22 protein-coding genes and 1 pseudogene are annotated in these 22,411 nt (G+C 70.9%); 14 read left to right on the forward strand and 9 right to left on the reverse strand.

What is annotated here, in order from left to right; all coding sequences use genetic code 11:
* Position 1 precedes the first annotated feature (1 nt).
* Both HNR73_RS06470 and HNR73_RS06475 read right to left on the reverse strand, forming a co-directional pair.
* Positions 2–841 carry a MurR/RpiR family transcriptional regulator gene (locus HNR73_RS06470; RefSeq protein WP_203685898.1) on the reverse strand — a complete coding sequence of 280 codons (840 nt, stop codon included), beginning with the start codon at positions 839–841 and terminating at the stop codon, positions 2–4.
* Positions 838–1,614, reverse strand: a complete 777-nt coding sequence (locus tag HNR73_RS06475; RefSeq protein WP_184786384.1) for a hypothetical protein — start codon at positions 1,612–1,614, stop codon at positions 838–840. The genes HNR73_RS06470 and HNR73_RS06475 overlap by 4 nt, the downstream gene beginning before the upstream one ends.
* A gap of 330 nt (positions 1,615–1,944) precedes the next feature.
* Between HNR73_RS06475 and HNR73_RS06480 the strand changes: the two genes are divergently transcribed.
* Together HNR73_RS06480 and HNR73_RS06485 are read left to right on the forward strand one after the other, a co-directional pair.
* Positions 1,945–2,367 carry a hypothetical protein gene (locus tag HNR73_RS06480; protein ID WP_184786385.1) on the forward strand — a complete coding sequence of 141 codons (423 nt, stop codon included), beginning with the start codon at positions 1,945–1,947 and terminating at the stop codon, positions 2,365–2,367.
* 69 nt (positions 2,368–2,436) lie between these two features.
* Positions 2,437–2,709: a hypothetical protein gene (locus tag HNR73_RS06485; protein WP_184786386.1), complete on the forward strand. Its 273-nt coding sequence runs from the start codon at positions 2,437–2,439 to the stop codon at positions 2,707–2,709.
* On the opposite strand, the gene HNR73_RS06490 is transcribed toward HNR73_RS06485, so the two are convergent.
* Positions 2,684–3,682, reverse strand: coding sequence for a GlxA family transcriptional regulator (locus tag HNR73_RS06490; RefSeq protein WP_239121999.1), 999 nt, complete (start codon positions 3,680–3,682; stop codon positions 2,684–2,686). The genes HNR73_RS06485 and HNR73_RS06490 overlap by 26 nt on opposite strands.
* Between HNR73_RS06490 and HNR73_RS06495 the strand changes: the two genes are divergently transcribed.
* Positions 3,681–5,051, forward strand: a complete 1,371-nt coding sequence (locus HNR73_RS06495) for an MFS transporter (protein ID WP_260337011.1) — start codon at positions 3,681–3,683, stop codon at positions 5,049–5,051. The two genes, HNR73_RS06490 and HNR73_RS06495, sit on opposite strands and share 2 nt — an antisense overlap.
* Here the strand turns inward: HNR73_RS06495 and HNR73_RS06500 are convergent.
* Positions 5,030–6,244 carry an FAD-dependent monooxygenase gene (locus HNR73_RS06500; RefSeq protein ID WP_184786388.1) on the reverse strand — a complete coding sequence of 405 codons (1,215 nt, stop codon included), beginning with the start codon at positions 6,242–6,244 and terminating at the stop codon, positions 5,030–5,032. The genes HNR73_RS06495 and HNR73_RS06500 overlap by 22 nt on opposite strands.
* Positions 6,245–6,362: 118 nt before the next feature.
* Here HNR73_RS06500 and HNR73_RS06505 point away from each other — a divergent pair, with 118 nt between their 5' ends.
* Positions 6,363–6,974 carry a TetR/AcrR family transcriptional regulator gene (locus tag HNR73_RS06505; protein WP_184786389.1) on the forward strand — a complete coding sequence of 204 codons (612 nt, stop codon included), beginning with the start codon at positions 6,363–6,365 and terminating at the stop codon, positions 6,972–6,974.
* Positions 6,975–7,181: 207 nt separating this feature from the next.
* Here the strand turns inward: HNR73_RS06505 and HNR73_RS06510 are convergent, their stop codons facing one another.
* On the reverse strand, positions 7,182–7,520 hold the full coding sequence (locus tag HNR73_RS06510; protein WP_184786390.1) for a hypothetical protein: 339 nt from the start codon (positions 7,518–7,520) through the stop codon (positions 7,182–7,184).
* Here HNR73_RS06510 and HNR73_RS41160 point away from each other — a divergent pair.
* Positions 7,419–7,667: pseudogene (locus tag HNR73_RS41160) on the forward strand (hypothetical protein); the annotation flags it as partial. The gene HNR73_RS06510 and the pseudogene HNR73_RS41160 sit on opposite strands and share 102 nt — an antisense overlap.
* Positions 7,668–8,049: 382 nt before the next feature.
* On the forward strand, positions 8,050–8,640 hold the full coding sequence (locus HNR73_RS06515) for a TMEM165/GDT1 family protein (RefSeq protein ID WP_184786391.1): 591 nt from the start codon (positions 8,050–8,052) through the stop codon (positions 8,638–8,640).
* A 230-nt stretch (positions 8,641–8,870) separates the two neighbouring features.
* On the opposite strand, the gene HNR73_RS06520 is transcribed toward HNR73_RS06515, so the two are convergent.
* The 4 genes from HNR73_RS06520 to HNR73_RS06535 form a co-directional block, all read right to left on the reverse strand.
* Positions 8,871–9,299: a hypothetical protein gene (locus HNR73_RS06520; protein WP_184786392.1), complete on the reverse strand. Its 429-nt coding sequence runs from the start codon at positions 9,297–9,299 to the stop codon at positions 8,871–8,873.
* Between the two features lie 110 nt (positions 9,300–9,409).
* The gene (locus HNR73_RS06525) at positions 9,410–9,838 is read right to left on the reverse strand and encodes a type II toxin-antitoxin system PemK/MazF family toxin (RefSeq protein ID WP_184786393.1); all 429 of its coding nucleotides are present in this window, start codon (positions 9,836–9,838) and stop codon (positions 9,410–9,412) included.
* Entirely contained in the window at positions 9,835–10,476 is a 642-nt protein-coding gene (locus HNR73_RS06530; RefSeq protein WP_184786394.1) for a maleylpyruvate isomerase N-terminal domain-containing protein, read from the reverse strand. Before HNR73_RS06530 ends, HNR73_RS06525 begins: the two co-directional genes overlap by 4 nt.
* Before the next feature lie 4 nt (positions 10,477–10,480).
* A complete protein-coding gene (locus HNR73_RS06535; RefSeq protein WP_184786395.1) occupies positions 10,481–11,179 on the reverse strand; it encodes a YqeB family protein in 699 nt (232 codons plus the stop codon).
* Between the two features lie 320 nt (positions 11,180–11,499).
* On the opposite strand from HNR73_RS06535, the gene HNR73_RS06540 reads away from it, so the two are divergent.
* The 8 genes from HNR73_RS06540 to HNR73_RS06575 all read left to right on the forward strand — a co-directional run bounded on the left by HNR73_RS06540 (position 11,500) and on the right by HNR73_RS06575 (position 22,403).
* Positions 11,500–12,786: a hypothetical protein gene (locus HNR73_RS06540; protein WP_184786396.1), complete on the forward strand. Its 1,287-nt coding sequence runs from the start codon at positions 11,500–11,502 to the stop codon at positions 12,784–12,786.
* A complete protein-coding gene (locus HNR73_RS06545) occupies positions 12,783–13,628 on the forward strand; it encodes a hypothetical protein (RefSeq protein ID WP_184786397.1) in 846 nt (281 codons plus the stop codon). Before HNR73_RS06540 ends, HNR73_RS06545 begins: the two co-directional genes overlap by 4 nt.
* Positions 13,629–13,630: 2 nt before the next feature.
* On the forward strand, positions 13,631–15,451 hold the full coding sequence (locus tag HNR73_RS06550; protein WP_184786398.1) for a phage tail sheath family protein: 1,821 nt from the start codon (positions 13,631–13,633) through the stop codon (positions 15,449–15,451).
* Positions 15,452–15,462: 11 nt separating this feature from the next.
* Positions 15,463–17,847 (forward strand): phage tail sheath family protein, encoded by a 2,385-nt coding sequence (locus tag HNR73_RS06555; protein WP_184786399.1) that lies wholly within the window; start codon positions 15,463–15,465, stop codon positions 17,845–17,847.
* A 21-nt stretch (positions 17,848–17,868) separates the two neighbouring features.
* A complete protein-coding gene (locus tag HNR73_RS06560) occupies positions 17,869–18,330 on the forward strand; it encodes a phage tail protein (RefSeq protein WP_184786400.1) in 462 nt (153 codons plus the stop codon).
* Positions 18,327–19,133: a T4 family baseplate hub assembly chaperone gene (locus HNR73_RS06565; protein ID WP_184786401.1), complete on the forward strand. Its 807-nt coding sequence runs from the start codon at positions 18,327–18,329 to the stop codon at positions 19,131–19,133. The genes HNR73_RS06560 and HNR73_RS06565 overlap by 4 nt, the downstream gene beginning before the upstream one ends.
* 198 nt (positions 19,134–19,331) lie before the next feature.
* On the forward strand, positions 19,332–21,821 hold the full coding sequence (locus HNR73_RS06570; protein ID WP_184786402.1) for a hypothetical protein: 2,490 nt from the start codon (positions 19,332–19,334) through the stop codon (positions 21,819–21,821).
* Positions 21,822–21,836: 15 nt separating this feature from the next.
* On the forward strand, positions 21,837–22,403 hold the full coding sequence (locus HNR73_RS06575; RefSeq protein WP_184786403.1) for a CIS tube protein: 567 nt from the start codon (positions 21,837–21,839) through the stop codon (positions 22,401–22,403).
* Positions 22,404–22,411: the final 8 nt, after the last annotated feature.

Raw genomic sequence — 22,411 nt, forward strand, 5'->3', positions numbered from 1 at the left:
GTTATGCCTCCTCATAGGCGTCGAGTCGCGCGGCGAGCACATCCCGCCGGGCCAGCCGCCGGCGCGCGCCCTTGGCGGACGCGGCGGCCAAGGTGACCAGCAGGTGGCAGACGGCCGCCACCGCGGTCGGTGAATCCGCGTACGAAGCCGAACCGGTCGACACGATCACGGGAATGTCCGACAGCGCGGCCAGCCGGCTGTCGCGGGAGTCGGTGACACCGATCAGCGTGCCCCCGGCGGCCTGGAACTCCTCGGCCACGACCAGCGTCGTGCGCACATAGCGGCGGAACGAGAACGCGATCAGCACGTCCGAGGCACGCACGTCGGACAGCAGATCGAGGGGCGCGTCCACCAGCGCCACACCCGCCATGCTCGCCGACAGGTCGCTGGCCACCAGCGACGCGTACGCGCCGCTCTTGCCCGCGCCGATCACGAAACGCCTCCGCGCGGCCACGATCTTGCCCGCCGCCAGCTCCACCGAGCCCGAGGCGACCACCGCGTCGAGCGTGTGCCGCAGGTTCGCCTGCTCATGCTCGATCACCTGCCGCATCAGCGCGTCGGCCGAGGACCGGCGCATCCGCGCGCCGAACCGGTCGTCGGGACTCGACAGCGCCCGGTCCTCCTCGCGGTCGGCCAGCTCACGCAGCCGCCCGTAGTCGGCCACACCGACCGCCGCCAGCAGCCGGTCCAGGTCACGGGGCGTCGCCTTCGCCTGCCGCAGCAGCCGCGCCGGCGGTAGATGCTCCAGATGCGGATAGCTCTCGGCGATCAGTTCCGCCAGCCGGACCGCGGGTTCCCCCTCGGCCACGGCCAGCAGGCGCTCGCCGAAGTCCTCGCTCACGCCGGGTCCCCGAGCACGTAGACGGCGGTCTCATCGGTGACCCGCACGCACGACACGATCGCGCGCCCGGCCGCCAGGTTCGCTTCGAGGACGTCGGCGACCCGGTCCCGGACCCGTTCGGCGGCGTCGGCGTCGGCGGCGAAGACGCTCGTCCAGTCGGCCGGGAGGCCGAGGAGCAACTCGTCACCGGCGTCGGCGTGCTCGCCCCACCCGAGGACGGGCAGGCCTTCACGGCGGTCGCGGACGGGCGGGTAGGCGCGCAGGTCCCACTCGACGACGACGCGGTCGGAGCGGGCGCCGGCCTCGGGGCCGATGTCGGAGGAGCCGTAGTAGTTGCGCTTGAACCAGCGGCCGCGTGCGCCGAGCACGTCGAAGTTGAAGTGCGCGTTGCGGGTGCGCATCGGGTCGAAGGTCCAGCGGATCGTCTCGATGCCGCTGGCCAGGGCGTGCTCGCGCTGCGCGAGCTTGAGGCGGCGTCCGATGCCGGCGTTCTGCCGGTCCGGGTCGACGATCGCGGTCTGCGAGTACTGGTAGGGGCGGCCCTTGTCGAGCGCGGTGAAGCTGATGACGAGGCCGATGAGGATCTCGCCGGGCAGGAAGGCGCCGAGCACGCCCCCGCCGTTGTCGCGCAGGGCGGCCAGCAGGCGGGGAGAGAAGGACGGGTCCGTGGGCTTGAGCTGGAACCCGCGCCGGTACAGCTCGACCGCGGCGTGCATCTCGGTGCTGTCGCGCAGCGGGCGGACCGTGACCTCGGCGCCTGACTCGGTCGGCATGGGCGGGTCCTTCCGGTAGGGGAGGGGACTCCCGATGGAGGGGCGTGGCGAAGATACGGAACGTATCTTCGTCTGGAGTTCTATCACTGTTCGTCGATCACGTGCAAGAGCTGCGGGAAAACGCTTACTGACGGTCCGGGACGGAAGCGTCCGCACGGAGATCTGAAGCGTATGAACGAAGCGCTCTCGGAAGGTCCGAAGCGGCGCCGAAATCTGTCCGGGCGATAAGTATCAGTTATGTCCGTCACCTGGCGACGACCTGCGAACACGACCGAAAACCCGCGGCGAAAGAGGGTGGCGCCGCCGATGCCGGAGCGATAGTTTTCCGGGATGCTCGCCGAGTTCCGGCTCGCCAGGATCGTCGACGGCCTCCCGCACCGGGCGGAGGTCGCCGTCGAGGTGCGCCCGGCCGCGCGGGACGCGGTCCGGATCGGCGGCGATCCCTGCGGATGGCGTCGCGAGGCCCATGGCCCCGGTGCCTGGATCGGGGGACCGGCGGACGACGGAATGGTCAGTTCCGCCGAGGTCGCCGCCGACACCGCCGCCGCGCGGGCGCTGTCGGAGCACACCGGCCCGCCGCACGAGGTGACGGTGACCGCCATCCGTGACTCCAACGTCGACACCGGCCGCGGTCATGTCCGCTTCGCCGCGGTCCATGCCACCGCGCGAGCCCTCGGCTTCAGTCCCGCCGACACCGCCGCCGCTCGTCTGACCGCGTACGTGCCCGCCGGCGGCGCGGGGGAGTCGTACTGATGTGCCATTTTTTCGCGGCGGCCGCGTCGTCTCTCGCCTTTTCCGTCATCGCTTAGTACATTTGTTCGCATGGCTGAAGTGAGCACTCTGCGCCCCCGGAACACGCGGGGCACGGTGGACGGAGGCGAGCCGGTCGACCCCTCGCTGGCCAGGCGCCGGCCCGGTCGCAGCTTCCGTTCGGCGACCCGCCGGATCCGCTTCGGTGAGCTGGTCGACGGCCGGTGGTACGTCGAGCTGGAATGGCAGGCCTACGAGTGCCGCGCCTACGCGACTCAGCAGCAGGCCGTCGCGGTCGCCGGGCAGCTCCAGCAGCGGTTCAGTTCCCTGCTGCGGGCGGCCTGACCCCGTCGCCCCGGAAGGTCCTGCGGTAGGTCATCGGCGCCACGCCGAGCGCCTCGTGCAGGTGTTTGCGCAGTGAGGCCGAAGTGCCGAAGCCCGCACGGCGGGCGATCTGGTCTGCCGAGAGGTCGGTCGACTCCAGCAGTCCGCGCGCCCGTTCGACGCGTTGCGCGGTGATCCACCGCCCGGGCGTGCGCCCGACCTCGTCGCGGAAGCGGCGGGTGAAGGTCCGCACGCTCATGTTGGCGTGCGAGGCGAGCTCGGTCAGGGCGAGCGTTTCGGTGAGGTGGTCGAGGATCCAGGCGCGGGTGGCGGCGGTGGAGGCCGTGCCGGGTCCGGGGACGGGGCGTTCGATGTACTGGGCCTGGCCGCCGTCGCGCCAGGGTGGGATGACGCTGCGGCGGGCGACCTTGTTGGCGATCTCGGTGCCGTGGTCGCGGCGGACGATGTGCAGGCATAGGTCGATGCCGGCGGACACGCCCGCGGAGGTGAGGACGTCGCCGTCGTCGGTGTAGAGGACGTCGGGGTCGACTTTGACCTTCGGGTAGAGGCGCTGGAGCTGTTCGGTGGACATCCAGTGGGTGGTGGCGGGGCGGCCGTCGAGTAGTCCCGCCGCGGCGAGCAGGAACGAGGCCGTGCAGATGGAGACGACGCGTGTGCCGGGGCGGATGTGGGCGAAGGCTGCGGCGATCTCGGCGGGGAGGCGGCCGTCGAGGTGGGCGGTGGAGATCTCGTGGGAGGCGGGGATGACGACGGTGTCGGCCTCGGCGAGTTTCGTGGCGTCGTGGCGGACGTGGACGTCGAAGTCCGAGGTGGTCTGGACGGGTCCGGCGGTGAGTCCGCATGTGGTGACGCGGTAGAGGGGGGCGCCGTCGGCGTCTTCGGCCATGGCGAAGATGCGGGCGGGGATGCCGAGTTCGAAGGTGATCACGCCGTCCAGCGCGAGAACGACGATGTGGTGCGGCGTGACGGTCATGGCCAGATCGTTGCACATGATGGCCTTCGGGCCACTGTTCATCCGGTCACGTGGCGGGGAGGCTGTGCCGGTGACCGGGATTTCTGTGGAAGTGAAGCGTCGGCCTCGTGTGCACCGGGCGTGGTGGGTGGCGGCGGTGACGTTCGTGGCGATCGTGGGTGCGGCGGCGTTTCGGGCGACGCCGAGTGTGCTGATCGATCCGCTGCAGGGTGAGTTCGGGTGGTCGCGGGGGACGATCGGGGCGGCGGTGTCGGTGAATCTGGTGTTGTACGGGCTTACGTCGCCGTTCTCGGCGGCGCTGATGGAGCGTTTCGGGATCCGGCGGGTGGTGGCGGTGGCGCTGTTGCTGGTGGCGGCCGGAAGTGGGCTGACGGTGTTCATGAACGCGGCCTGGCAGCTGGTCCTGTTGTGGGGTGTTGTCGTCGGGCTGGGTACGGGGTCGATGGCGTTGGCGCTGGTCGCGACGATCACGAGCCGGTGGTTCGTGAAGCGGCGGGGGCTGGTGACGGGGGTGCTGACGGCCGCGGGGGCGGCGGGGCAGCTGGTGTTCCTGCCGCTGGTGGCGTCCATCGTGGACGACGGGGAGTGGCGGGTGGCGGCGCTGACGGTGGCGTTCACGGCTTTGGCGGTGGTCCCGTTCGTGTGGTGGCTGATGCGCGACCGGCCGGAGGACGTCGGTGTGCACGCTTATGGCGCGGATGGTCCCTCGCCGGTGGTCGCGGTGAGCGGTGGGGCGGGTGCGGCGGCGGGCCGGGCGTTGAAGGTGTTGTTCTCGGCGGCGCGGACGCGGGAGTTCTGGTTGCTGGCGGGGGCCTTCGCGATCTGCGGCGCGAGTACGAACGGTCTGATGGGGACGCATTTCGTGCCCGCCGCGCATGATCACGGGATGCCGTTGACGGCGGCGGCGAGTCTGCTGGCGGTGATCGGGGTGGTCGACATCGTCGGGACGATCGGTTCGGGGTGGTTGACCGACCGTTTCGACTCGCGGCGGTTGCTGTGGGTGTACTACGTGCTGCGGGGGGTGTCGCTGTTGTTCCTGCCGTCGTTGTTCGCGCAGGCGGTGGAGCCGCCGATGTTCTTCTTCATCTTGTTCTACGGCCTGGACTGGGTGGCGACGGTGCCGCCGACGATCGCCTTGTGCCGTGAGCGTTTCGGTGACGCCGATGCTCCGGTGGTGTTCGGGTGGGTCCTCGGGGCGCATCAGGTCGGGGCCGGGGCGGTGGCGGTTCTGGGCGGTGTCGCGCGGGACAGGTTCGGGGATTACAACCTGGCCTGGTACGCGGCGGGGGTGCTGTGCGCGGCGGCGGCGTTCATGTCGTTGATGGTCCGCCCGGCGCGGGGTGCGTCTCAGGCGCCGGTGGCGGCGTAGTCGGGCAGGTCGATGGCGTTGGCGGCGCCGTGGATCTTCTCGACGATGCGGGCGATCATCTTGGTGCTGCCGGGGATGTGGGGCATGAGGCGGAGCATGCGGGTCTGGAACCAGATCTGGGCGGCGGAGCCCATGACCATGCCTTTGAGGTTGCTGGCGGCGAGTGCCTGGTTGGCCTCGGCGAAGGGGCGCATGCGCCGTTCGTAGGCGGCGAAGGCGGGGGTGTGGTCGCCGTCGGCGGCGGCGAGTTCGCCGGCCAGGACGTAGGCGCCGACGAGGCTGAGGCTGGTGCCCTGTCCGGAGGCCGGGGAGGGGCAGTAGGCGGCGTCGCCGACGAGGGTGACACGGCCGTGGGACCAGGTGTCCATGTGGACCTGGCTGATGGAGTCGAAGTAGAAGTCGGGGGCGTCGGCGGCGCTGTCGAGGAGGGTGGGGACCTCCCACGCGACGCCGTCGAAGGCTTCGGCGAGCAGGCGCTTCTGGTGGTCGGTGTCGCGGTGGTCGTAGGGGGTGGTGGGTGAGGTGAAGAGGTACATGGCCTTGGCGTCGGTGTTCCCGGCGGTGCTGTAGACGAGGGCGGTGCGGCCGGGGGCGGGGTGGGTGACCTCGCGGCGGTCGAGGCCGAGGTGGTTGGGGGTGGTGTGGATGGCGATGTGGTGGCCGAGGTGGCGGATGTGGGGGGTTTCGTCGCCGAAGGTGAGGCGGCGGGTGTGGGAGTGGAGGCCGTCGGCGCCGACGACGAGGCCGAAGGTGCGGGTGTTTCCGCTGTCGAACGTGACCTCGACGCCGCCGGGGGTGTCTTTGAGGTTGTGGATGGAGTCTCCGAAGAGGTACTCGACCGTGCCTGCGGTGGCGTCGTGGATGAGGCGGGCGAGGTCGCCGCGCATGAGTTCGACGTCGTCGTTGTCGCGTCCGCCGAAGAGGTCGGCGTCCATGACGGCGATGGTCTTGCCCTTGGCGTCGACGATCGTGCCGGTCCGCATGTCGGTGGTGGCGGCTTCGGCGGCTTCGCGCAGGCCCATGCGGTCGAGGACGGTAAGGGCGGCGCCGCGGACGTCGATCTTGTAGCCGCCTTCGCGGACGGTCTCGGCGCGTTCGACGACGGTGGGGGTGAAGCCGTGCCGGGCGAGCCAGTAGGCGAGGGCGGGTCCGGCGATGCCGGCGCCGGAGATGAGGACGGTGGTGTTGCGCATCGGGGGCTCCTTCGAGGGGTGGGTCGTTGCCGATGACAGAACCATACACAAGTCTCAGACGACTGTCTAGCACAGATGTGCAAGACGTTCGTCTGATTCATCGGCTAGGCTGTCGACCATGGGAAACAGGGAAGCGCTCCTGGCCGGAGCCCGGAAATGCCTGCTGGACAAGGGCTACGCCCGCACCACTGCCCGCGACATCGCCGGCGCCGCCGGCGTGAGCCTCGCCGCGATCGGCTACCACTTCAAGAGCACCCAGGCGCTGCTCGACGAGGCCCTCGCCGAGACCATGGCCGAATGGGGCGAGCACCTCGAAGAAGCCCTCTCCGTCGAACTGGAGCCCGGCACGGGACCCTACGAGCGCTTCGCGGCCGTCTGGACGAAGGTTCTGGCCTCCTTCGAGGCCGACCGTCCACTGTGGGCGACCCAGCTGGAGCTGCTCGGCCGCATCGCCGTCTCCGGCGAACTCCAGCAGCGGTTCGCCGGGAGCATCCGCGGCGCCCGGATGGGCATGGCGCCCATGGCCCTCGGTGACACCGACGGCGTCGGCGACCGAGAGCGGTGGCTGGCCGGGTCGTTCTACCAGGCGCTGCTGACCGGCGTCCTCGCCCAGTACCTGATGGACCCCGAACACGCCCTGAGCGGCCCCGACCTCGCCGAAGCGCTGCGCCTGGTCGCCGAAGGCGGGGCCGGTGAAAAACGTGACGGCCGCGGGGAAGACCCCGCATAGAGTCCTCCCGTGCTTCCCCAACACGAACTGATCGACCGGGTCCGCGCGCTCTGCGCCGCCGACGACCGCCTCGACGCCGCCCTGACCTACGGATCCTTCCCACAAGGACGCGGTGACGAGCACAGCGACATCGAGTTCTGGCTCTTCTTCAGGCCCACCGCCCGGCGAGACGTCGATCCGGCCGCGTGGTGCGCGCGGGTCGCGCCGCTACGGCATCTCGTGGTCAACGAGTTCGGGACGCACGTGGCGTTCTTCGGGGGACTGGTGCGCGGTGAGTTCCACTTCGCCCTGTCGACCGACATTCCATCGGTGGGGGACTGGCCCGCGCGCGGCGCGACGGTCGAGGCGATGCTGCTGCTCGACCGGAGCGGACGGCTCCGGCCGGTGATCGAGTCGGTGCCCGTGCTGCCGGTGGTGTCCGTCGACGCCGGCCAGGTGGAGACCGTGTGCGGGCGGTTCGCGAACTGGCTGCTGCTCGCGCACCACGTCGAGGCCAGAGGCGAGGAGCTGCGCGCCTTCGACGCACTCGCGCACGTGGAACGGCACCTGCTGTGGATGGCGAGACTGGTGGAAGGGCGGACCGGTGACTGGCTGACGCCTTCGCGGGGGGCCGAGGGTGCGCTGACCGACGGAGCGGTGGAGGCGTTGCGGGAGGTCGCGGCGGCGGGGAACGCGCGAGACGGGGTCGTCGCGGCTTGGCGGGCCGGGCGTGGATGGTGGCTGGAGCTGGCGCGGGAGTACGGGGTGGAAGTGCCCATGCGGCTGGTGGGGGAGCTGGATGGGGGGGCTGGGGGGATAGGGCCAGTCCTCGCGGTCGGGTCCCGCGGCTGTGACCTCCGTGACGCGGGCGTTGGTCTTGGGTCCCGTCCCGCTAGAGTCACACCCGCGAAGGGGAGTAGCTCCCAATGTCGTGGTCGACACACTGGCGCGTTTGACGTGCCCGGCCACGCGGCCCCGGCGGTCGGACCATGTCCCGACCCGTCGAGGCGAGCGAGACCTTCGATCTGGCTGACAAGCCGGGTCGAGGTCGTCGCCGTCCTTCAACCCGGCACCAAACGGGAAAGGACCCTCCCTCGTGGACTCGTTCGTCACGGCGCTGCTCATCAGCTTCGCCGTCATCTTCGTCGCCGAACTCGGCGACAAATCCCAGCTCATGGCCATGACCTTTGCCACGCGCTACCGCCCATGGCCCGTCCTCATCGGCATCACCATCGCCACCGCCGTCGTGCACGCCGTCTCCGTCGGCGTCGGCTACGGGCTCGGCGCCGCCCTCCCCACCGGATGGATCAACCTCGTCGCCGCCATCGCCTTCCTCGGGTTCGGGGCATGGACCCTCAAAGGCGACAGCCTCACCGACGCCGAACGGGAGAAAGCCGAAAAATCCCGCGGCTCGGCCATCCTCGCCGTCTCCGTCGCCTTCTTCCTCGCCGAACTCGGCGACAAGACCATGCTCGCCACCATCACCCTCGCCACCACCCACGGCTGGTTCGGCACCTGGCTGGGCTCCACCATCGGCATGGTCGCCGCCGACGCCCTCGCCATCCTCGTCGGCCGCTGGCTCGGCAAACGTCTGCCCGAGCGCGTGATCAAATTCGGCGCCGCCGCGCTGTTCGCGCTCTTCGGGATTTGGCTCGCCGTCGAAGCAATTGCCGAGCTCAGCCGATGATCAATAGAAAGACTTCTTCGAAGAAACACTGAAGTGTGTGATGTGCCCCGCCGCTATTCACTTCCGGGACGAGCATGGGTATTGTTCCGGATTGGCGCCGCAGGCACGGGCACGCAGGCGGCGTCCACCGCAGCACTTTACGAAGCATGGGCATGCTTCGCTGCGGCTTACCCCCGGGAGTTCGGCTATTGCCCAGTCGGGCTCCCGGGGCCTTTTCGTCCCCGCCGCGCCTACACCGCCCCGACCGCGGTGCTCAGCAACTCGCCCAGCCTCGACACGATCTCCTCCGCCAGCTCCACCCGGCCGCGCAACTCCTCGGCGTCCACCGCCGAATCCGCCTCCGGCGCCGAGAGCCCGGCACGCGAGTCCAGCAGACGGTCGGCGAGCTCCTCCAGCGACGACAAGCGGCGCAGACTCGCCACGGCGAGCCTCGCCAGGCAGATCGGCGCGCCCGGTTCGGCGATCTGCGGGCCCGCCTCCAGAATCGCGCGACGGATGACGGTCGCGGCCGCGGCCACGCGTTCGAGACGGATGAGCAGGGTTTCGTCGGGCTCCGGGCACGTCAATGCCGGGAGTATCCGGGTCGCCGCGTCACGTTCGAGCGGCGTGGGCTCCCAAGGACCGCGGAAGCCGAGGAATGCGGGGTCGACCGTCACCATGCCAGACATAGTGGCAGGTCGGTGCTAATACGGGAATACCCTCCTCCCGGATGCTTTGAGCTGCCGGGCATCCCACTCAAGGTCCACATTGGACGGTTGCGTGTGGAGGGTCAGATCCGGTGCAGGCGGCGGACCTTCGACCAGGTCCCGGCGTCGAGGCGCCCGGCCCTCTTCGTGAAGGACCCGCGCGACACGCGGATCGGATCGGTCAGGTCGAGATGGCTGTTGTGCCTCGCCTTGGGATCCCAGTGGCGGGTGGCGATCTCGACGTGGTCGCGGCGGTGGCTCTGATCCTGACTGGTGATCTTCAAGACCGCCGCGCCACGGCCGTCGGCGCGCAGCACGAGGCAGGGCCGGACCTTGGAGCCGGTCCCGTCCTCGAAAGGCACATCGGCCCACCAGATCTCACCCGGCGCCGGACCGCCCCCGGCCCGCGGTGCGGGCCTGCTCCCGGGCCTGGTGAGCAGCCGCCAGGCCACGACGAGGGCGAGCGCGACGGCGGCCCCCGCGAGTAGCCACCACACCGGAGCGCCGCTCAAAACGCGGCCACCGAACGCGGTGCCCGCTCGGCCCGGCTGAAGGCGCGCATCAGCGCCACCGGCCCGTGCCGCTTCACCGACAGGCGTGCCAGCAGGTCGAGGACCGGCTCGGTCACCTCCGCGGGCAGTTTCGGCGTGTCGACGCCGATCGAGACCGCGAGGTCGTCGGAGTGGACGGCCAGCTCCATCGTGCGCGTGGTCAGGAAGTCGTCGAAGGTCAGCGACCAGGGCGCGCGGCCCAGCGCCACCACCCGGTCGGCCGCCTCATCGGCGAGCGTGCCGTGCAGCGCGGCGACGGTGTCGGCGACGGTCCGCGCCAGCGCCTCCGGGCCTTCGGCGGCGATGCGGTACCCGGTCTCGCGGATGCCGACCATGACCTCGTCGTCGATCTCGGCGTCGAGCCACGTGCCCCGTGCGTAGTGCTCTAGCAGGGGGATCAGTTCGCCCCCGTCGGGCGCGATGGCCAGCGTCGACGGCACGCTGAGGACCTGGTAGGCCAGGTGCCCGGCGAGGCCGCCGACCTTGAACTCGGCGAGCGCGCTCGGCTGCTCCCAGGTCGTGGTCACGGCGGGATCGGCGAGGAGGGCCGCGGCGGACTCGGCCGCGGTGAGGTAGGCGGTGCGGGTGGCGTTGAGCAAGGTGTCAGCCTTCCTTGGCCGGGCGCCAGTACTGGCGCTTCTTCTCGTCGCGGACGACGACACCGAGTTTGGCGAGCTCGTCGCGCAGTTCGGCGGAGTCGTCCTTGTCGTCTTTGTCGCGGGCCTTCTGGCGGGCCTTGAGGATCGCGTTGGCGCCGGGCGGGAGACCTTCGGCGCCGTCGACCCAGCGGGCGAAGCGGGCGGCGTACGGGTCGGCGTCAACCCAGGTGTATCCGTGCGCGCGGAAGGCATCGGCGAGTACGTCGGCCTTCGTCTCGGTGCGCGCCCGCAGGGGCTCGGCGCCGTCGGGGGACAGGAGCACGAGTTCCTTGCCCGACAGGCACACCCGGTCGATCTCGTGGCGTCCGATCGTGCGCCTGCGCCCGTCCTTGGCGGCCTCGACGGCGTCGCCCTCCAAGGTCAGCACGAGGGACTCCACGTGCCCGAGGTAGGCCAGCACGAGCCCGCCGGCGGCACCGAGGGCGAAGGCCGCGAGCGTGGCGACCGGCTCGGGAACGTCGGCGGCGAGCCGGAAGGCGCCCTGGAACGGCGCCCAGCTCAGCCCGGCGACCCATCCCGCGATCAGTTTGAGGACCCACACCGCCAGTGCCCCCAGGATCGGCAGGCCGATCCACATGAGCAGCCGGTCTCGCAGCGGATCGGTCACCACCGTCCGCCCGTCACCCGTGCCGGGTGCCGCCATGATCCCACTCCCCTCGCCGTGCTCGCTCTTCGGTGGATTGTGCCCGCCGTGGCGCGGCGGGCGGTGTCCGGGAGTGCCCGCCGGCGGGCCCGGTACCGGGCGATAGAGTGAGGACGCCGCACGATCCCGCCTCGATCCGCACCGGATGGTCCACATCGGGCAAAGCTCGCCGAAGTACGGGACCAAAGTCCTGAAACGCGGTGTGTGAAGAGGCAGTCACACATTCCCCTTCGGCCGCCTTCGTGCCCTGTCGCTCCCCGCCCCGTCCGCATTTACTGATTAGCGGGCTGGGGAGCCGACAGATCCGTAGGGGGATCGGCATGCCGAGTGCGCTGGTGCACGGATTCGAGACCGTCTGGGTCTCGTCGGATCCGGCCCTCCTCGACACCACGGTCATCCCGTTCCGGGTACAGGGCTCCGGAAGTCTGCAGCTCACCGCCCGCGCCGGGGCCGCCGGGGTGGCAGCCAGCCATACCCCGGCCTCCCCTCTCGATCTGAGCGACTTCGACGAGCTGCGGCTGTGGACCTATTCCACCCGCGCCTCCGAAGGCACCCAGCGCAGGCCGTTCATCCTGGAACTGTCCTATACCGACGCCGGTGACCTCCCCGGCGAGGAGCACCGGTGGCTCGTACCGGTCGCCCGGACGCGCGTATGGGAACAGCACCGCTTCGGCATCGCCGGTGACCGCCGCACGGCGGTCACCTCGCTGCGGGTGCGATGTCTGACCGACGCGTCCTTCCAGTTCCGCCTCGACGAGCTCCTCGCCGTCGCCGAGGAACCACTCACCGACGTCGAGGAGGCCCTCACCGGGCTCCTGGAGGGCATGCCGATCCCCGGTGTGACCGGCCTTGCGGTGCAACCCGCCGCCGCCGGTGCCTCGACGCTCGTCGTGACCGGCCTCAACCGGCGCCTCTACGAGGGCAACACCCTCGCCGTGGGCGAGGCGCGCCACGCCGTCGTCGGCGTCGCCCACGACGAACCCGGCGACACCACGACGCTGACGATCTCGCCCGTCCTCGGCGCCGCCCTCGGACCCGGCGCGACCATCGGCGTCATCGCCCCCGTCGTCGTCGAGGAGGAGCCCTTCTCGCCACCCGCCGCGGCCGCCGACCTGCCCGACCCGGTCGTCCTGGTCACCCTCACCGACCAGCGCGAAGAACCCGAACGCGGCTGGAACATCACCCAGCGCGACAGCTACCGGCCCAGCGGCGCCCTGACCGTGGCCAGCGTGCGGCCACCGGCACGGCCGGTCCTGGTGGAGTACCAGATCCTGCCCGCCGCGAGTTCCCGCGCCCACTCCACCGCCCTGCGCGCCGAGATCCTCCGCCGCGTCGGCATCGACACCGGCCTGCGCGTCAACGGGACCGTCCTGCCCGTGCGCACGCTCCTGCCGCCGCCACTGGACGTCCGCGTCCGCGCCGTGCCCGCACCGGTCTACCTGCACATCGGCACCCGCGTCGAGGTCGGCCCCCGCGTCGAGTTGCCCCTTGCCGCCAACGCCACCCTCGCGTCCGGCCCGCTCGCGAGCCCCTTCGACCCCGCGGGAGACGAGCCGCCCGCCGTCCCGGCCCCCGAAGACCAGGAAGGAATCGTGCTGCGGCTATGACCGCCTACCGTCTCACCGAAGGCGCCACCCTCGTCATCCGCGTCGACGGCGGCCCCTGGCAGACGCTCACCTTCGACGTCGGCTCCTTCGCCGACCCCGAGGCCGCCACCCCCGGCGAGCTCGCCGTCGCCATCGCCGTCGGCCTCAAAGGCGTCACCGCCGAGACCGACGACGGCGACCGGCTCGTCCTCGTCACCGACGACACCGGCGAGACCACCACCCTGGAGGTCTCCGCCTCATCCACCGCGGCGGCGGCCCTCGGCCTGGCACCCGGCGCGACCGCGACCGGCACCGGCCCCGGGGCGGCGAGCCTCACCGGCGCCGGCGGCCCTTTCGCCATCCCCGTCGACGCGTCCATGACCGTCCACGTCGACGGCAAGGCCCGCAAGATCGGCTTCGGTGAACACGACGGGCACTGGACCCCCGCCGACGCCGCCGAGAACATCAACCGCAAACTCCGCCGGACCATCGCCCGCGTCACCGGCGACGGGCGCGTCCGCCTCGTCTCGCCCACCCAGGGCGTCGGATCCCGCCTGACCGTCACCGGCCCGGCCGATCCCGACACACCCGACGCCGCCGCCGTCCTCGGCTTCACCGGACCGGCGTCGCACACCGACCCCTACCGCACCGAACCCGCGCGGCTGGCCTGCCGGCCCGCACCCGACACCGTCGTGGTGGAGAACCTCACCTCGGCGCCGATCGAACTCCAGCTGCCCACCGGGCGCTGTGTGCTGCCAGCCCGCGGGCGTCTCGTCGTCGCCCGTGACACGGCGGCCGACGGCCTGCTCTCCCGCCTCGCGGCGCAGGGCGCGGTCCGGACGTCGCCAGAAAGGAATACGTAGCGATGCCACTCCAGGTAGGCGTCAACGTCACGGAGGTCGACGGTCGCGCCAGTCCCACGCTCCAGGCCGCACCCACGTCGGTGGCCGGATTCGTCGGCCGCGCCCGCCGCGGCGTGCCCGACAAGGCCGTCCGCGTGACCAGCCTCGACCAGTTCGCCGCGCGCTTCGGCGGCCACATCACCGGCGGGTACCTGCCGCACGCCGTCACCGGGTTCTTCCTCAACGGCGGCCGCGAGGCACACGTCGTGCGCGTCGTCGGCGCCGGGAGCGTTCCGGCACAGGCGACCCTCAACGACCGCCAGGGCACCCCCGCCGCCTGCCTGCGCGTCACCGCCGGATCCCGCGGAGCCGCCGACCCCGGCACCTGGGCCCACACGCTGCGCGTCGACGTCCGCGACGACCCTCGCGCCACGACCACGACCGCCGTCGCCGCGACGGCCGCCGCGACCAGCCTCCAGCTGACATCCACCTCGGGCGTCTCCGTCGGCTCGGTCCTGCGCGTGGCCTCCACGACGACCCTGTTCCGGGTCGTCACCGCCGTCGACCCCGCCACCCGCGTGGTCTCCTTCGTGACCGCCACCGGCGAGGCCGTCGCCGCCGGCGTCGCCGTCACCACCGCCGAGTTCCGCCTCGTCATCCGCGACCAGGACCCCGCCACCGGAGCCTTCGAAGTCGTCGAGACCTGGGCGAACCTGTCCATGCAGCCCGCGACGCCCGACTACGCCCCCGACCGCGTCAACCACCCGGTCACCGGCTCACGCCTGATCGTCCTCGCCGACCTGACCACCTCGGCCGGTCCCGGCGTCGACGTACCCGCCGTCGCCAGCGGCGTCGCCCTCGCCGGCGGCACCGAGAACGCCGTCACGGCCGGGAGACTCCTCGGCGACACCGCCGCGCGCACCGGGATCCACGCGCTCGACACCGTGGCCGTCCAGCTCCTGGCCGTCCCCGACGCGCACCTCCTCGACGCCTCCGGACGCTCCCAGACCGCCCGTGGCGCCATGGACTACTGCGCCCTGCGCGGCGACGCCGTCTACGTCGGCTCGCCCCCCGACCGGGGTGCCCCCGTCGGCACCGTCCCGCGCTCGCCCGCCGACTACACCGAGACCGTCGCCCACTACACCGAGACGGTCAAGACCTACTCCGCCCAGTTCCAGGGCAGCAAGGTCTACGGGGCCGTCTACGCACCGTGGATCCTCGTCGCCGACCCCGTCGGCGTCGGCCCCTCGCCCGTGCGCTTCGTTCCACCCGACGGGCACGTCATGGGCGTCTACGCCCGCACCGAACAGGAACGCGGCATCCACAAGGCACCCGCCGGGATCGCCGCCACCATCCGCGGCGCCCAGGCGCTGGCCGCCGGGTTCAGCGCGGGCGAGCATGACGACCTCGTCCGCAACGGCCGCACCAACGGCATCCTCTCGCCCGGCGGGAGCACGCCCGCCGTCGCCGCGTCGAGGACCCTGTCGACCGACACACGCTGGCAGTACGTCAGCACGCGGCTGCTCTTCAACTTCATCAAGGCGACTCTGCGCGACGGACTGCGCTTCGTCCGCCAGGAACCGCACACCGAGGCCCTCCGCAAGACCGTGCGCCTCAACGTGATCACGCCGTTCCTGCTGGGCCTGTGGCGGCAGGGGGCCTTCGGCTCCGACCCCGCCGAGCAGGTCTTCACCGTCAAATGCGACGCCGAGAACAACCCGCCGGCCGACGTCGACCTCGGACTGTTCCGGGTGGAGGTCTACGTCTACCCCGTCCGGCCCGCCGAGACCGTCCACATCATCGTCGGCCAGCAGCCCGGCGGCGGCTCCGCTGCGGAAGCCTGAGGAGTGAATCCATGAGCATCAATCTCGGTGTCACCGTCGTCGAGGTCGACGGCCGGTCCGCGCCGACGATCACCGCCGCACCGACCTCCGTCGCCGGCTTCGTCGTCCGCAGCCAGCGCGGCGCACCCGACCGGGCCGTCCGCATCCGAGGCTTCGCCGACTTCACCGCCAACTTCGGGAGCTACCACCCGAAGGCCTTCGGCGCCTACGCCGTTCGCGGGTTCTTCGACAACGGCGGCTCCGACGCCTACGTCGTCCGCGTCGTCGGCGCCGGCGCGACCGCCGCGACCGCCGACGTCAACGACCGCGCCGGAACGCCCGTCCCGACCCTGCGTCTGCGCGCCGGGGCCAGAGGAGCCGCCGACCCCGGCGCCTGGGGCAACGCCCTGGCCGTCGCCGTCGAACCGAACCCACTGGGCTCGGCCTCGGTGCCCGCACAGGTCATCGGCGCCACCGCCGAGCCCTTCGTGCTCACCGACGGCGCCACCGTCCAGTTCACCGTGACCACCAGGGGCGCCGACCAGGTCGCCACGGTCACGTTCCACACGAGCGACTTCGCCACCATCGGTGCCGCCTCGGCCCAGGAGGTCGCCGCGGTGATCAACCGCCAGACCACCGCCGTCCGCGCCGCGGTGACACCCGACGGGCACGTCGCCGCCGCGGTCGTGTCCACCGACCCGCGCGTCTGGTCGCGCCTGGCGGTCACCGCACCGGCGAGCCTCGGCTTCACCGGCGGCAACGCCAACAGCGACAACGGGATCCCGGCGGGACGCACCTCGATCGCGCTGTCCTCGGCGAGCGGCTTCCGCACCGGATCGGCCGTCAAGTTCGCCACCCGCGGGCACGTCCTCGCAGGGGCAGCGCTGGCCGCCACCGTCCCGGGCGGCTCGGGCGTCCTGGTGACGCCGGACGGCGGCGCGGGGGAGACGATCCTGTTCGCCGACACCGACTTCGCCAACCCGGCCGCGGTCACCATCGGCGAGGTCGTCGCCGCGATCAACCGCCAGTCCGTCGGCTTCACCGCCGAGACCACCCACAACAACCGCCTGGCCCTGCTGTCCAACCGCGACGGCACCGGCTCGACGATCGCACTGGCGGCACCCGCCGGACCGGCGACCGACGCCCGCGCGGCCCTCGGCATGACCGGCGCCACGCCCGTCGCCGGGACCCAGACCTTCCGCGAGCTCACCGCCGCCTCCGAGACCCATCGCCTGATCGGCTGGGGCGCCCTTCCGGCGTTCCCCGCCCTGCCGGCCGTCGCCGCACGAGTCTCCAGCGTCGAGTTCGACCTGGTCGTCCGCCGCGACGGCGCCGAGGTCGAACGCTTCTCCTCGCTGAGCATGGTCGACTCGCACGGGTCCTATGTCGAGGCCGTCGTCAACGACCCCGCCGGAGGCTCGTCCTACATCGTCGCCACGGACCTCGACAGCGCGTCCGGAGCGGGCCTCGACGCGCCCGCCGCGGGCACCTACCCGCTGCTGACCGGCTCCGACGGCGCCGACCCCGCCGACACCGCCTTCCTCGGCGACCCGGCCGTCCGCACCGGTCTCGAAGCCCTCAACGGCGCCTCGATCCAGCTGCTCGCCTGCCCCGAGACCACCTCGGTGGGCGTCGCCGCCGGATGCATCGCCTACTGCGAACGACGCGGCGACGCGATGTTCGTCGGGACCGTGCCCTACGACTTCGACATCGAAGGCGCCAAGGCCTACGCCGCCGGGCTGCGCGGCCGCAAGGTCTTCGGAGCCCTGTACGGACCGTGGATCCAGGTCGTCAACCCCGACCCGGTCGCCGCCGCGGTGCAGCCGCTGGTGTGGATCCCGCCCGTCGGGCAGGTCCTGGGCACCTACGCACGCATCGCCGACGCGCGCGGCGTGTGGAAGGCCCCCGGCGGCGACGAGGCACGCCTGTCCGACGCCCTCGGCGTCGAGTACGACATGACCGACGCCGACCACACCGACCTCGTCCGCAACGGCGGCATCAACGGGATCCGCGCCCTCCCCGGCGCCGGCATCGTCGTCGACGCCTCCCGAACCCTGTCGACCGACACGCGCTGGCTCTTCGTCAACGTGCGGCGGCTGTTCAACTTCCTCAAGACCTCACTGCGCGACGGCCTCACCTGGGTTCCGCAGGAACCGCACAGCGAGGAGCTCCGCAAGGCCGTGCGGCTCAACGTCGTCACGCCGTTCCTGCTGGGCCTGTGGCGGCAGGGGGCCTTCGGCTCCGACCCCGCCGAGCAGGTTTTCACCGTCAAATGCGACGCGGAGAACAACCCACCGGCCGACGTGGCCAACGGGATCTTCACCCTCGAGGTCTATTTCTACCCGGCCAAACCGGTCGAGGCGATCCTCATCATCGTCGGCCAGCAAGACAGCGGAGCAAGCGCCGCCGAGGCGTAGAGAGCAAAGGAGCGAGACGACATGGCTGAGCTGACTTTCTCAGAGTCCTACCGCACGCACGGCTTCCTGGTCGAGATCGAGGGCACCCAGTGCCCCGTCACCAAGGTCACCGGCCTCAACGAGGGCATGACCGAGGTCATCGAGCAGCCCGACGGCGGATCCCCGACCATCCACAAGATCGCCAGCGGCGTCATCAAGTTCGACACCATGGTCATCGAGCGCAACATGGACGGCAGCCGTTTCGACGGGTTCTTCAAGGACTGGTTCGGCGAGATGTTCGCCCTCAACGGCGAGACCCAGACCTCCTCGGTCCGCCGCAACGGCGCCATCATCAAGACCGAGAACGGCCAGGAGGTCCTGCGCTTCGCGTTCTACGGCGCCTGGGTCAAGTCCTCGAAGTTCTCCGACCTGGAGGCCGGCTCCTCCGGCCTGTTCAAGCAGACCCTTGAGATCGAGCACGAGGGCCTGGAGCGTGTCTCGTGACGATCACCGAGGTCGAGTCCCGGCCGCGGCGGCCCCGCGAGTACGACGTGGAGCTGCCCGTCGGATACCTCGACGCCGACGGCCGGCTCCACAAGACCGCGCGGCTGCGCAAGATGACCGGCCACGAGGAGGCCCTGCTCGCCGACCGCAAGCTGCGCGCCAACGGCGGCAAGCTGGTCACCGAGCTCCTCAACGGCTGCCTGCGCGGCCTCGGCGACATCACCCAGATCAACCGCCAGGTCGTCGGTGAGCTGACCTCTCCCGACCGGAACTTCCTCCTCCTCGAACTGCGCAAGCTCACCTTCGGCACCGAGCTGGAGGCCAGCTACACGTGCCCGTCGTGCCGGGAGACGACCCTGTCGATCGAGGACCTGGAGTCCTTCCCGGTCCGCATGTGCGAAGGGGCCGGCCCGCCGGAGATCATCGTCCTGCTCGAAGACGGGTTCGAGGACCGCGCCAAGGACGCCTGGTACGACCTGATGCGCTTCCGGATCCCGATCGGGCAGGACGAGGAGCGGATCTCCATGGTCGCCCGGGAGAACGCCACCAAGGGCACCAACGCGCTGCTGGCGCGGTGCCTGGTGAGCGTCAGCTGCGACGGGGAGGAGATGCCCGACAACCGCCGTGAGGCGCTGGGCACCAAGATCCTGTCCGACCTGACGATGGGCGACCGCGCCCGCATCGAGAAGGCCTTCCGCGAGGAGATGCCGGGTCTCGACCTGACCCGCGAGATCGACTGCCAGACCTGCGGCCGCCCGATGCGGACCTCACTGGACCTGACCAGTTTTTTTACCCCGAGCTGACCGAGACCGAACGGCTGCGCCAGGAGATCTTCGCGCTCGGCTACCACCTGCACTGGAGCTACTCGGAGGCGATGGGCCTCGACATCGACGAACGGCGATCCTACGTGCGGCTCCTCGCCGACGTTCTCGCCGAACAGAAGGCCGACATGGAACGGGCCCGTGCCCAGGCACGGCGCTGACCAAGGGAGGTGACCCGCGGTGGAGGGTGTACTGCCGATCTCGCTGTCGCTGAGCGACGACAGCGCGCGCCTCATCGGCGCCTACGTCCGCAGCGGGCTCATCGACGTCGTCCGGCCCCCGCTCGACTCGATCGACGCGCAGCTCAACGAGATCCGCACGGTCCTGCGGCTGATGACGCTGAACCTCGTCGACACGTTCGGGTCGGTATTCCAGAGCAGACTCCGGGTCGAGGTCATGAACGAGGATCTCCTCGACCACATCGAGGCCACCAGATGGGCGGTGGCCTACCTCAGCTACAACAAGTTCCTCGAACTGCTCGACCACATCGCCTACATGCGCTGGCTCGACGGGCGCTCGCACATCCACCTGCACGACATCATCGGGCGCCTGGTGAGCCTTGAGACGCTCGTGGCGATCTTCGCCACCGAACAGGGCGGCATCGGCGCACAGATCATCGGGCTGCTGGAGGCGATCCTCGCCAAACTCAACGAGGGCATCGGCGTCAACGGCACGATCCAGATCATCGTGACCGGTGCCGACCCGCTCGCCGAACTCGACCTGCTGAAGCTGCTCGGCCTCCTTGGCCTGCTCGCCCTGGGGCTGGCCATCATCGTGGCGTTCCTCTTCGGCGTCGGCGCCGCCCTGGCGACCTTCACCGCGGCGGCGATCCCGGCGGCGATCGCGATCGGCCTGCTGGTGGCCGGCCTGATCCCGCTGATGAACGCCCTGGCGAACTTCGACTGGGAGCAGCTGGCCAAGATCGGCGCCGGGTTCCTCGGCATCGCCGGCTTCGTCGCACTGCTGGGCAAGGCCTTCCAGCAGATCACCTCGGACCTGGCCGTGATCGTCCCGCAGCTCAAGACGTTCTTCGAGGCGATCACGGCCCTCATGACCGCGATCGCGGGTTTCGACTGGGAGCAGCTGGGCAAGATCGCCGCCGGGTTCGCCGGGATCGCGCTCTTCGTGGCCGCGCTGGGCAAGGCGTTCCAGCAGTTCACGACCGACCTGGGCACGGTCATTCCGCACCTGAACACGTTCTTCGAGAGCATCACCAAGCTGATGACGGCCCTGGCCGGTTTCGACTGGTCGCAGCTGGGGCGCATCGCGGTCGGGTTCCTGGCCATCGCGGTGTTCGTCGCCCTGCTCGGCAAGGCGTTCCAGCAGTTCACGACCGACCTGAGCACGGTCATCCCGCACCTGAACACGTTCTTCGACAGCATCACCAAACTGATGACCGCCATCGCCGGTTTCGACTGGTCGCAGCTCGGGAAGATCGCCGTCGGGTTCCTGTTGATCGCCGGCTTCGTCGCGCTGCTGGGCATCGCCTTCCGCCAGTTCACCACCGACCTCGGCCAGGTCATCCCGCACCTGAACACGTTCTTCGACAGCATCACCAAACTGATGACCGCCATCGCGGGCTTCGACTGGACCCAGCTGGCCAAGATCGCCGTCGGGTTCCTGCTGATCGCCGGCTTCGTCTGGCTCCTCGGCAAGGCCCTGGCGACGCTCACCGAGCAGGCCATCTCCGCCCTCGAACCCCTCGCCAAGTTCTTCACCGCCATCACCCAGATGATGCAGGCCATCGCCGCCTTCAGCGTCGGCCAGATGTTCCAGATCGCCGCCGGGTTCCTGCTCATCGCCGGGTTCGTCTACCTGCTCGCCCTCGCCCTCAACACCCTCACCGCCCAGGCCGTCAGCGCGCTGCCCGGACTCACCGGCCTCATCGCCGCCCTGTCCCAGCTCGCCGCCACCCTCGGCGCCATGACCGCTGGCGACATGGTCGCCATGGGCATCGGCCTCGCCCTGATCGCCGGGTTCGTCTGGGCCGTCGCCGCCGCCCTCGTCTACGCGGCCGGTCCCCTCGCCACCCTCGCCTCGCTGTTCGGATCCCTCGGCAGCGTCCTGGGCGTCGTATCCAGCATCGGCAGCATGCTCGGCGGCGTCCTCAGCGGACTCGGCGGGATCGTCGGCGACGTCCTCGGGGGCATCGGCGACGCCATCGGCTCCCTCGGCGGCCTCATCGGCGACGTCGCCGGATCGGTCATCGGCGGCGTCACCGACGTCATCAGCGGAGCGGCCGGACTCGTCGGCGACGCCGCCAGCGGCATGGTCGACCTCGCCGGGGACGCCATCGGCGGCATCGGCGACGCCATCGGGGGAGTCGGCGACTTCCTCTTCGGAGAAGACGAACCCAGCGTCCCCCTGACCAACGCGCTCCCGTCGGCCGCCGCACCACCGCCCCCGCCACCGGCCGCCACGGCCGCACCCGCCGGACTCGGCGCCCTCGCCTCCGGGGGAGCGCTCGCCGCACCCGCCGCGGGCGGATCCACCGCCGTCGACCAGACCGTCAACGCCGGCGGCATCAACATCAGCATCAGCGCCGAGCGCCTAGAGGCCGACTCCGCGTCGCTGCTCACCGACGACATCATCGCCCAGCTCCAGGCTCGGCTCGGCGCACTGCGGTCCACCCAGGACTTCCAGGCCGGCGCCCGCCCGGCGGCGGCATAGGAGGGAGCGGAGGACATGGCCAACCTCAACCAGCGCAACCCCGTCCGCGGCTTCCTCGTCAGCGTCGGCCTCGACCCCGAGATCCTGGTCCAGTTCCAGTACAACCCCGAGAAGGTCGACGACAAGCGCTCGATCTCCTACGCCAGCCTCAACGCCCCCGGCATGCTCATGCCCGTCCGCCAGTACAGCGCGGGCGGCGACCGGACCCTGTCCTTCAAGGTCCTCGTCGACGGCCTGTTCGCCGGACCCGCCGACGACGAGATCGACATCGCCCGCGACGACCGCGGCGGCATCGGCCCCGAACTGCTCAAGTACCGGGCGTTCATGTACCCGCAGACCGAGAACTGGCAGGACGCCGAGACCTCCGTCGACGGCTTCGTCAGCCTCTACGACGACCCGAACTCGGTCTTCGCCGCGCCACCGGTCTGCGCCTTCGGCTTCGGCGAGCGCGTCATCGACTGCATCGTCACCGAGGTCTCCATCACCGAGCAGCTGTTCAACGCCAGCCTCGACCCCGTGCGGGCCGAGGTCTCGGTGACCCTCGTGGAGATCACCCCCTACAACCCCGATCCGTCCGTTTAGGAGCGCGC

It is taken from the genome of Phytomonospora endophytica, assembly GCF_014202425.1.
Classification (GTDB): Bacteria; Actinomycetota; Actinomycetes; order Mycobacteriales; family Micromonosporaceae; genus Phytomonospora; species Phytomonospora endophytica.

Excerpts from the sequence above, each read along its gene's own strand:
- HNR73_RS06475 (WP_184786384.1), bottom strand. The coding sequence starts at position 1,614 with ATGCCGACCGAGTCAGGCGCCGAGGTCACGGTCCGCCCGCTGCGCGAC.
- HNR73_RS06480 (WP_184786385.1), top strand. The coding sequence starts at position 1,945 with ATGCTCGCCGAGTTCCGGCTCGCCAGGATCGTCGACGGCCTCCCGCAC.
- HNR73_RS06485 (WP_184786386.1), top strand. The coding sequence starts at position 2,437 with ATGGCTGAAGTGAGCACTCTGCGCCCCCGGAACACGCGGGGCACGGTG.
- HNR73_RS06495 (WP_260337011.1), top strand. The coding sequence starts at position 3,681 with ATGGCCAGATCGTTGCACATGATGGCCTTCGGGCCACTGTTCATCCGG.
- HNR73_RS06490 (WP_239121999.1), bottom strand. The coding sequence starts at position 3,682 with ATGACCGTCACGCCGCACCACATCGTCGTTCTCGCGCTGGACGGCGTG.
- HNR73_RS06500 (WP_184786388.1), bottom strand. The coding sequence starts at position 6,244 with ATGCGCAACACCACCGTCCTCATCTCCGGCGCCGGCATCGCCGGACCC.
- HNR73_RS06505 (WP_184786389.1), top strand. The coding sequence starts at position 6,363 with ATGGGAAACAGGGAAGCGCTCCTGGCCGGAGCCCGGAAATGCCTGCTG.
- HNR73_RS06520 (WP_184786392.1), bottom strand. The coding sequence starts at position 9,299 with ATGGTGACGGTCGACCCCGCATTCCTCGGCTTCCGCGGTCCTTGGGAG.
- HNR73_RS06535 (WP_184786395.1), bottom strand. The coding sequence starts at position 11,179 with ATGGCGGCACCCGGCACGGGTGACGGGCGGACGGTGGTGACCGATCCG.
- HNR73_RS06540 (WP_184786396.1), top strand. The coding sequence starts at position 11,500 with ATGCCGAGTGCGCTGGTGCACGGATTCGAGACCGTCTGGGTCTCGTCG.
- HNR73_RS06545 (WP_184786397.1), top strand. The coding sequence starts at position 12,783 with ATGACCGCCTACCGTCTCACCGAAGGCGCCACCCTCGTCATCCGCGTC.
- HNR73_RS06550 (WP_184786398.1), top strand. The coding sequence starts at position 13,631 with ATGCCACTCCAGGTAGGCGTCAACGTCACGGAGGTCGACGGTCGCGCC.
- HNR73_RS06555 (WP_184786399.1), top strand. The coding sequence starts at position 15,463 with ATGAGCATCAATCTCGGTGTCACCGTCGTCGAGGTCGACGGCCGGTCC.
- HNR73_RS06560 (WP_184786400.1), top strand. The coding sequence starts at position 17,869 with ATGGCTGAGCTGACTTTCTCAGAGTCCTACCGCACGCACGGCTTCCTG.
- HNR73_RS06575 (WP_184786403.1), top strand. The coding sequence starts at position 21,837 with ATGGCCAACCTCAACCAGCGCAACCCCGTCCGCGGCTTCCTCGTCAGC.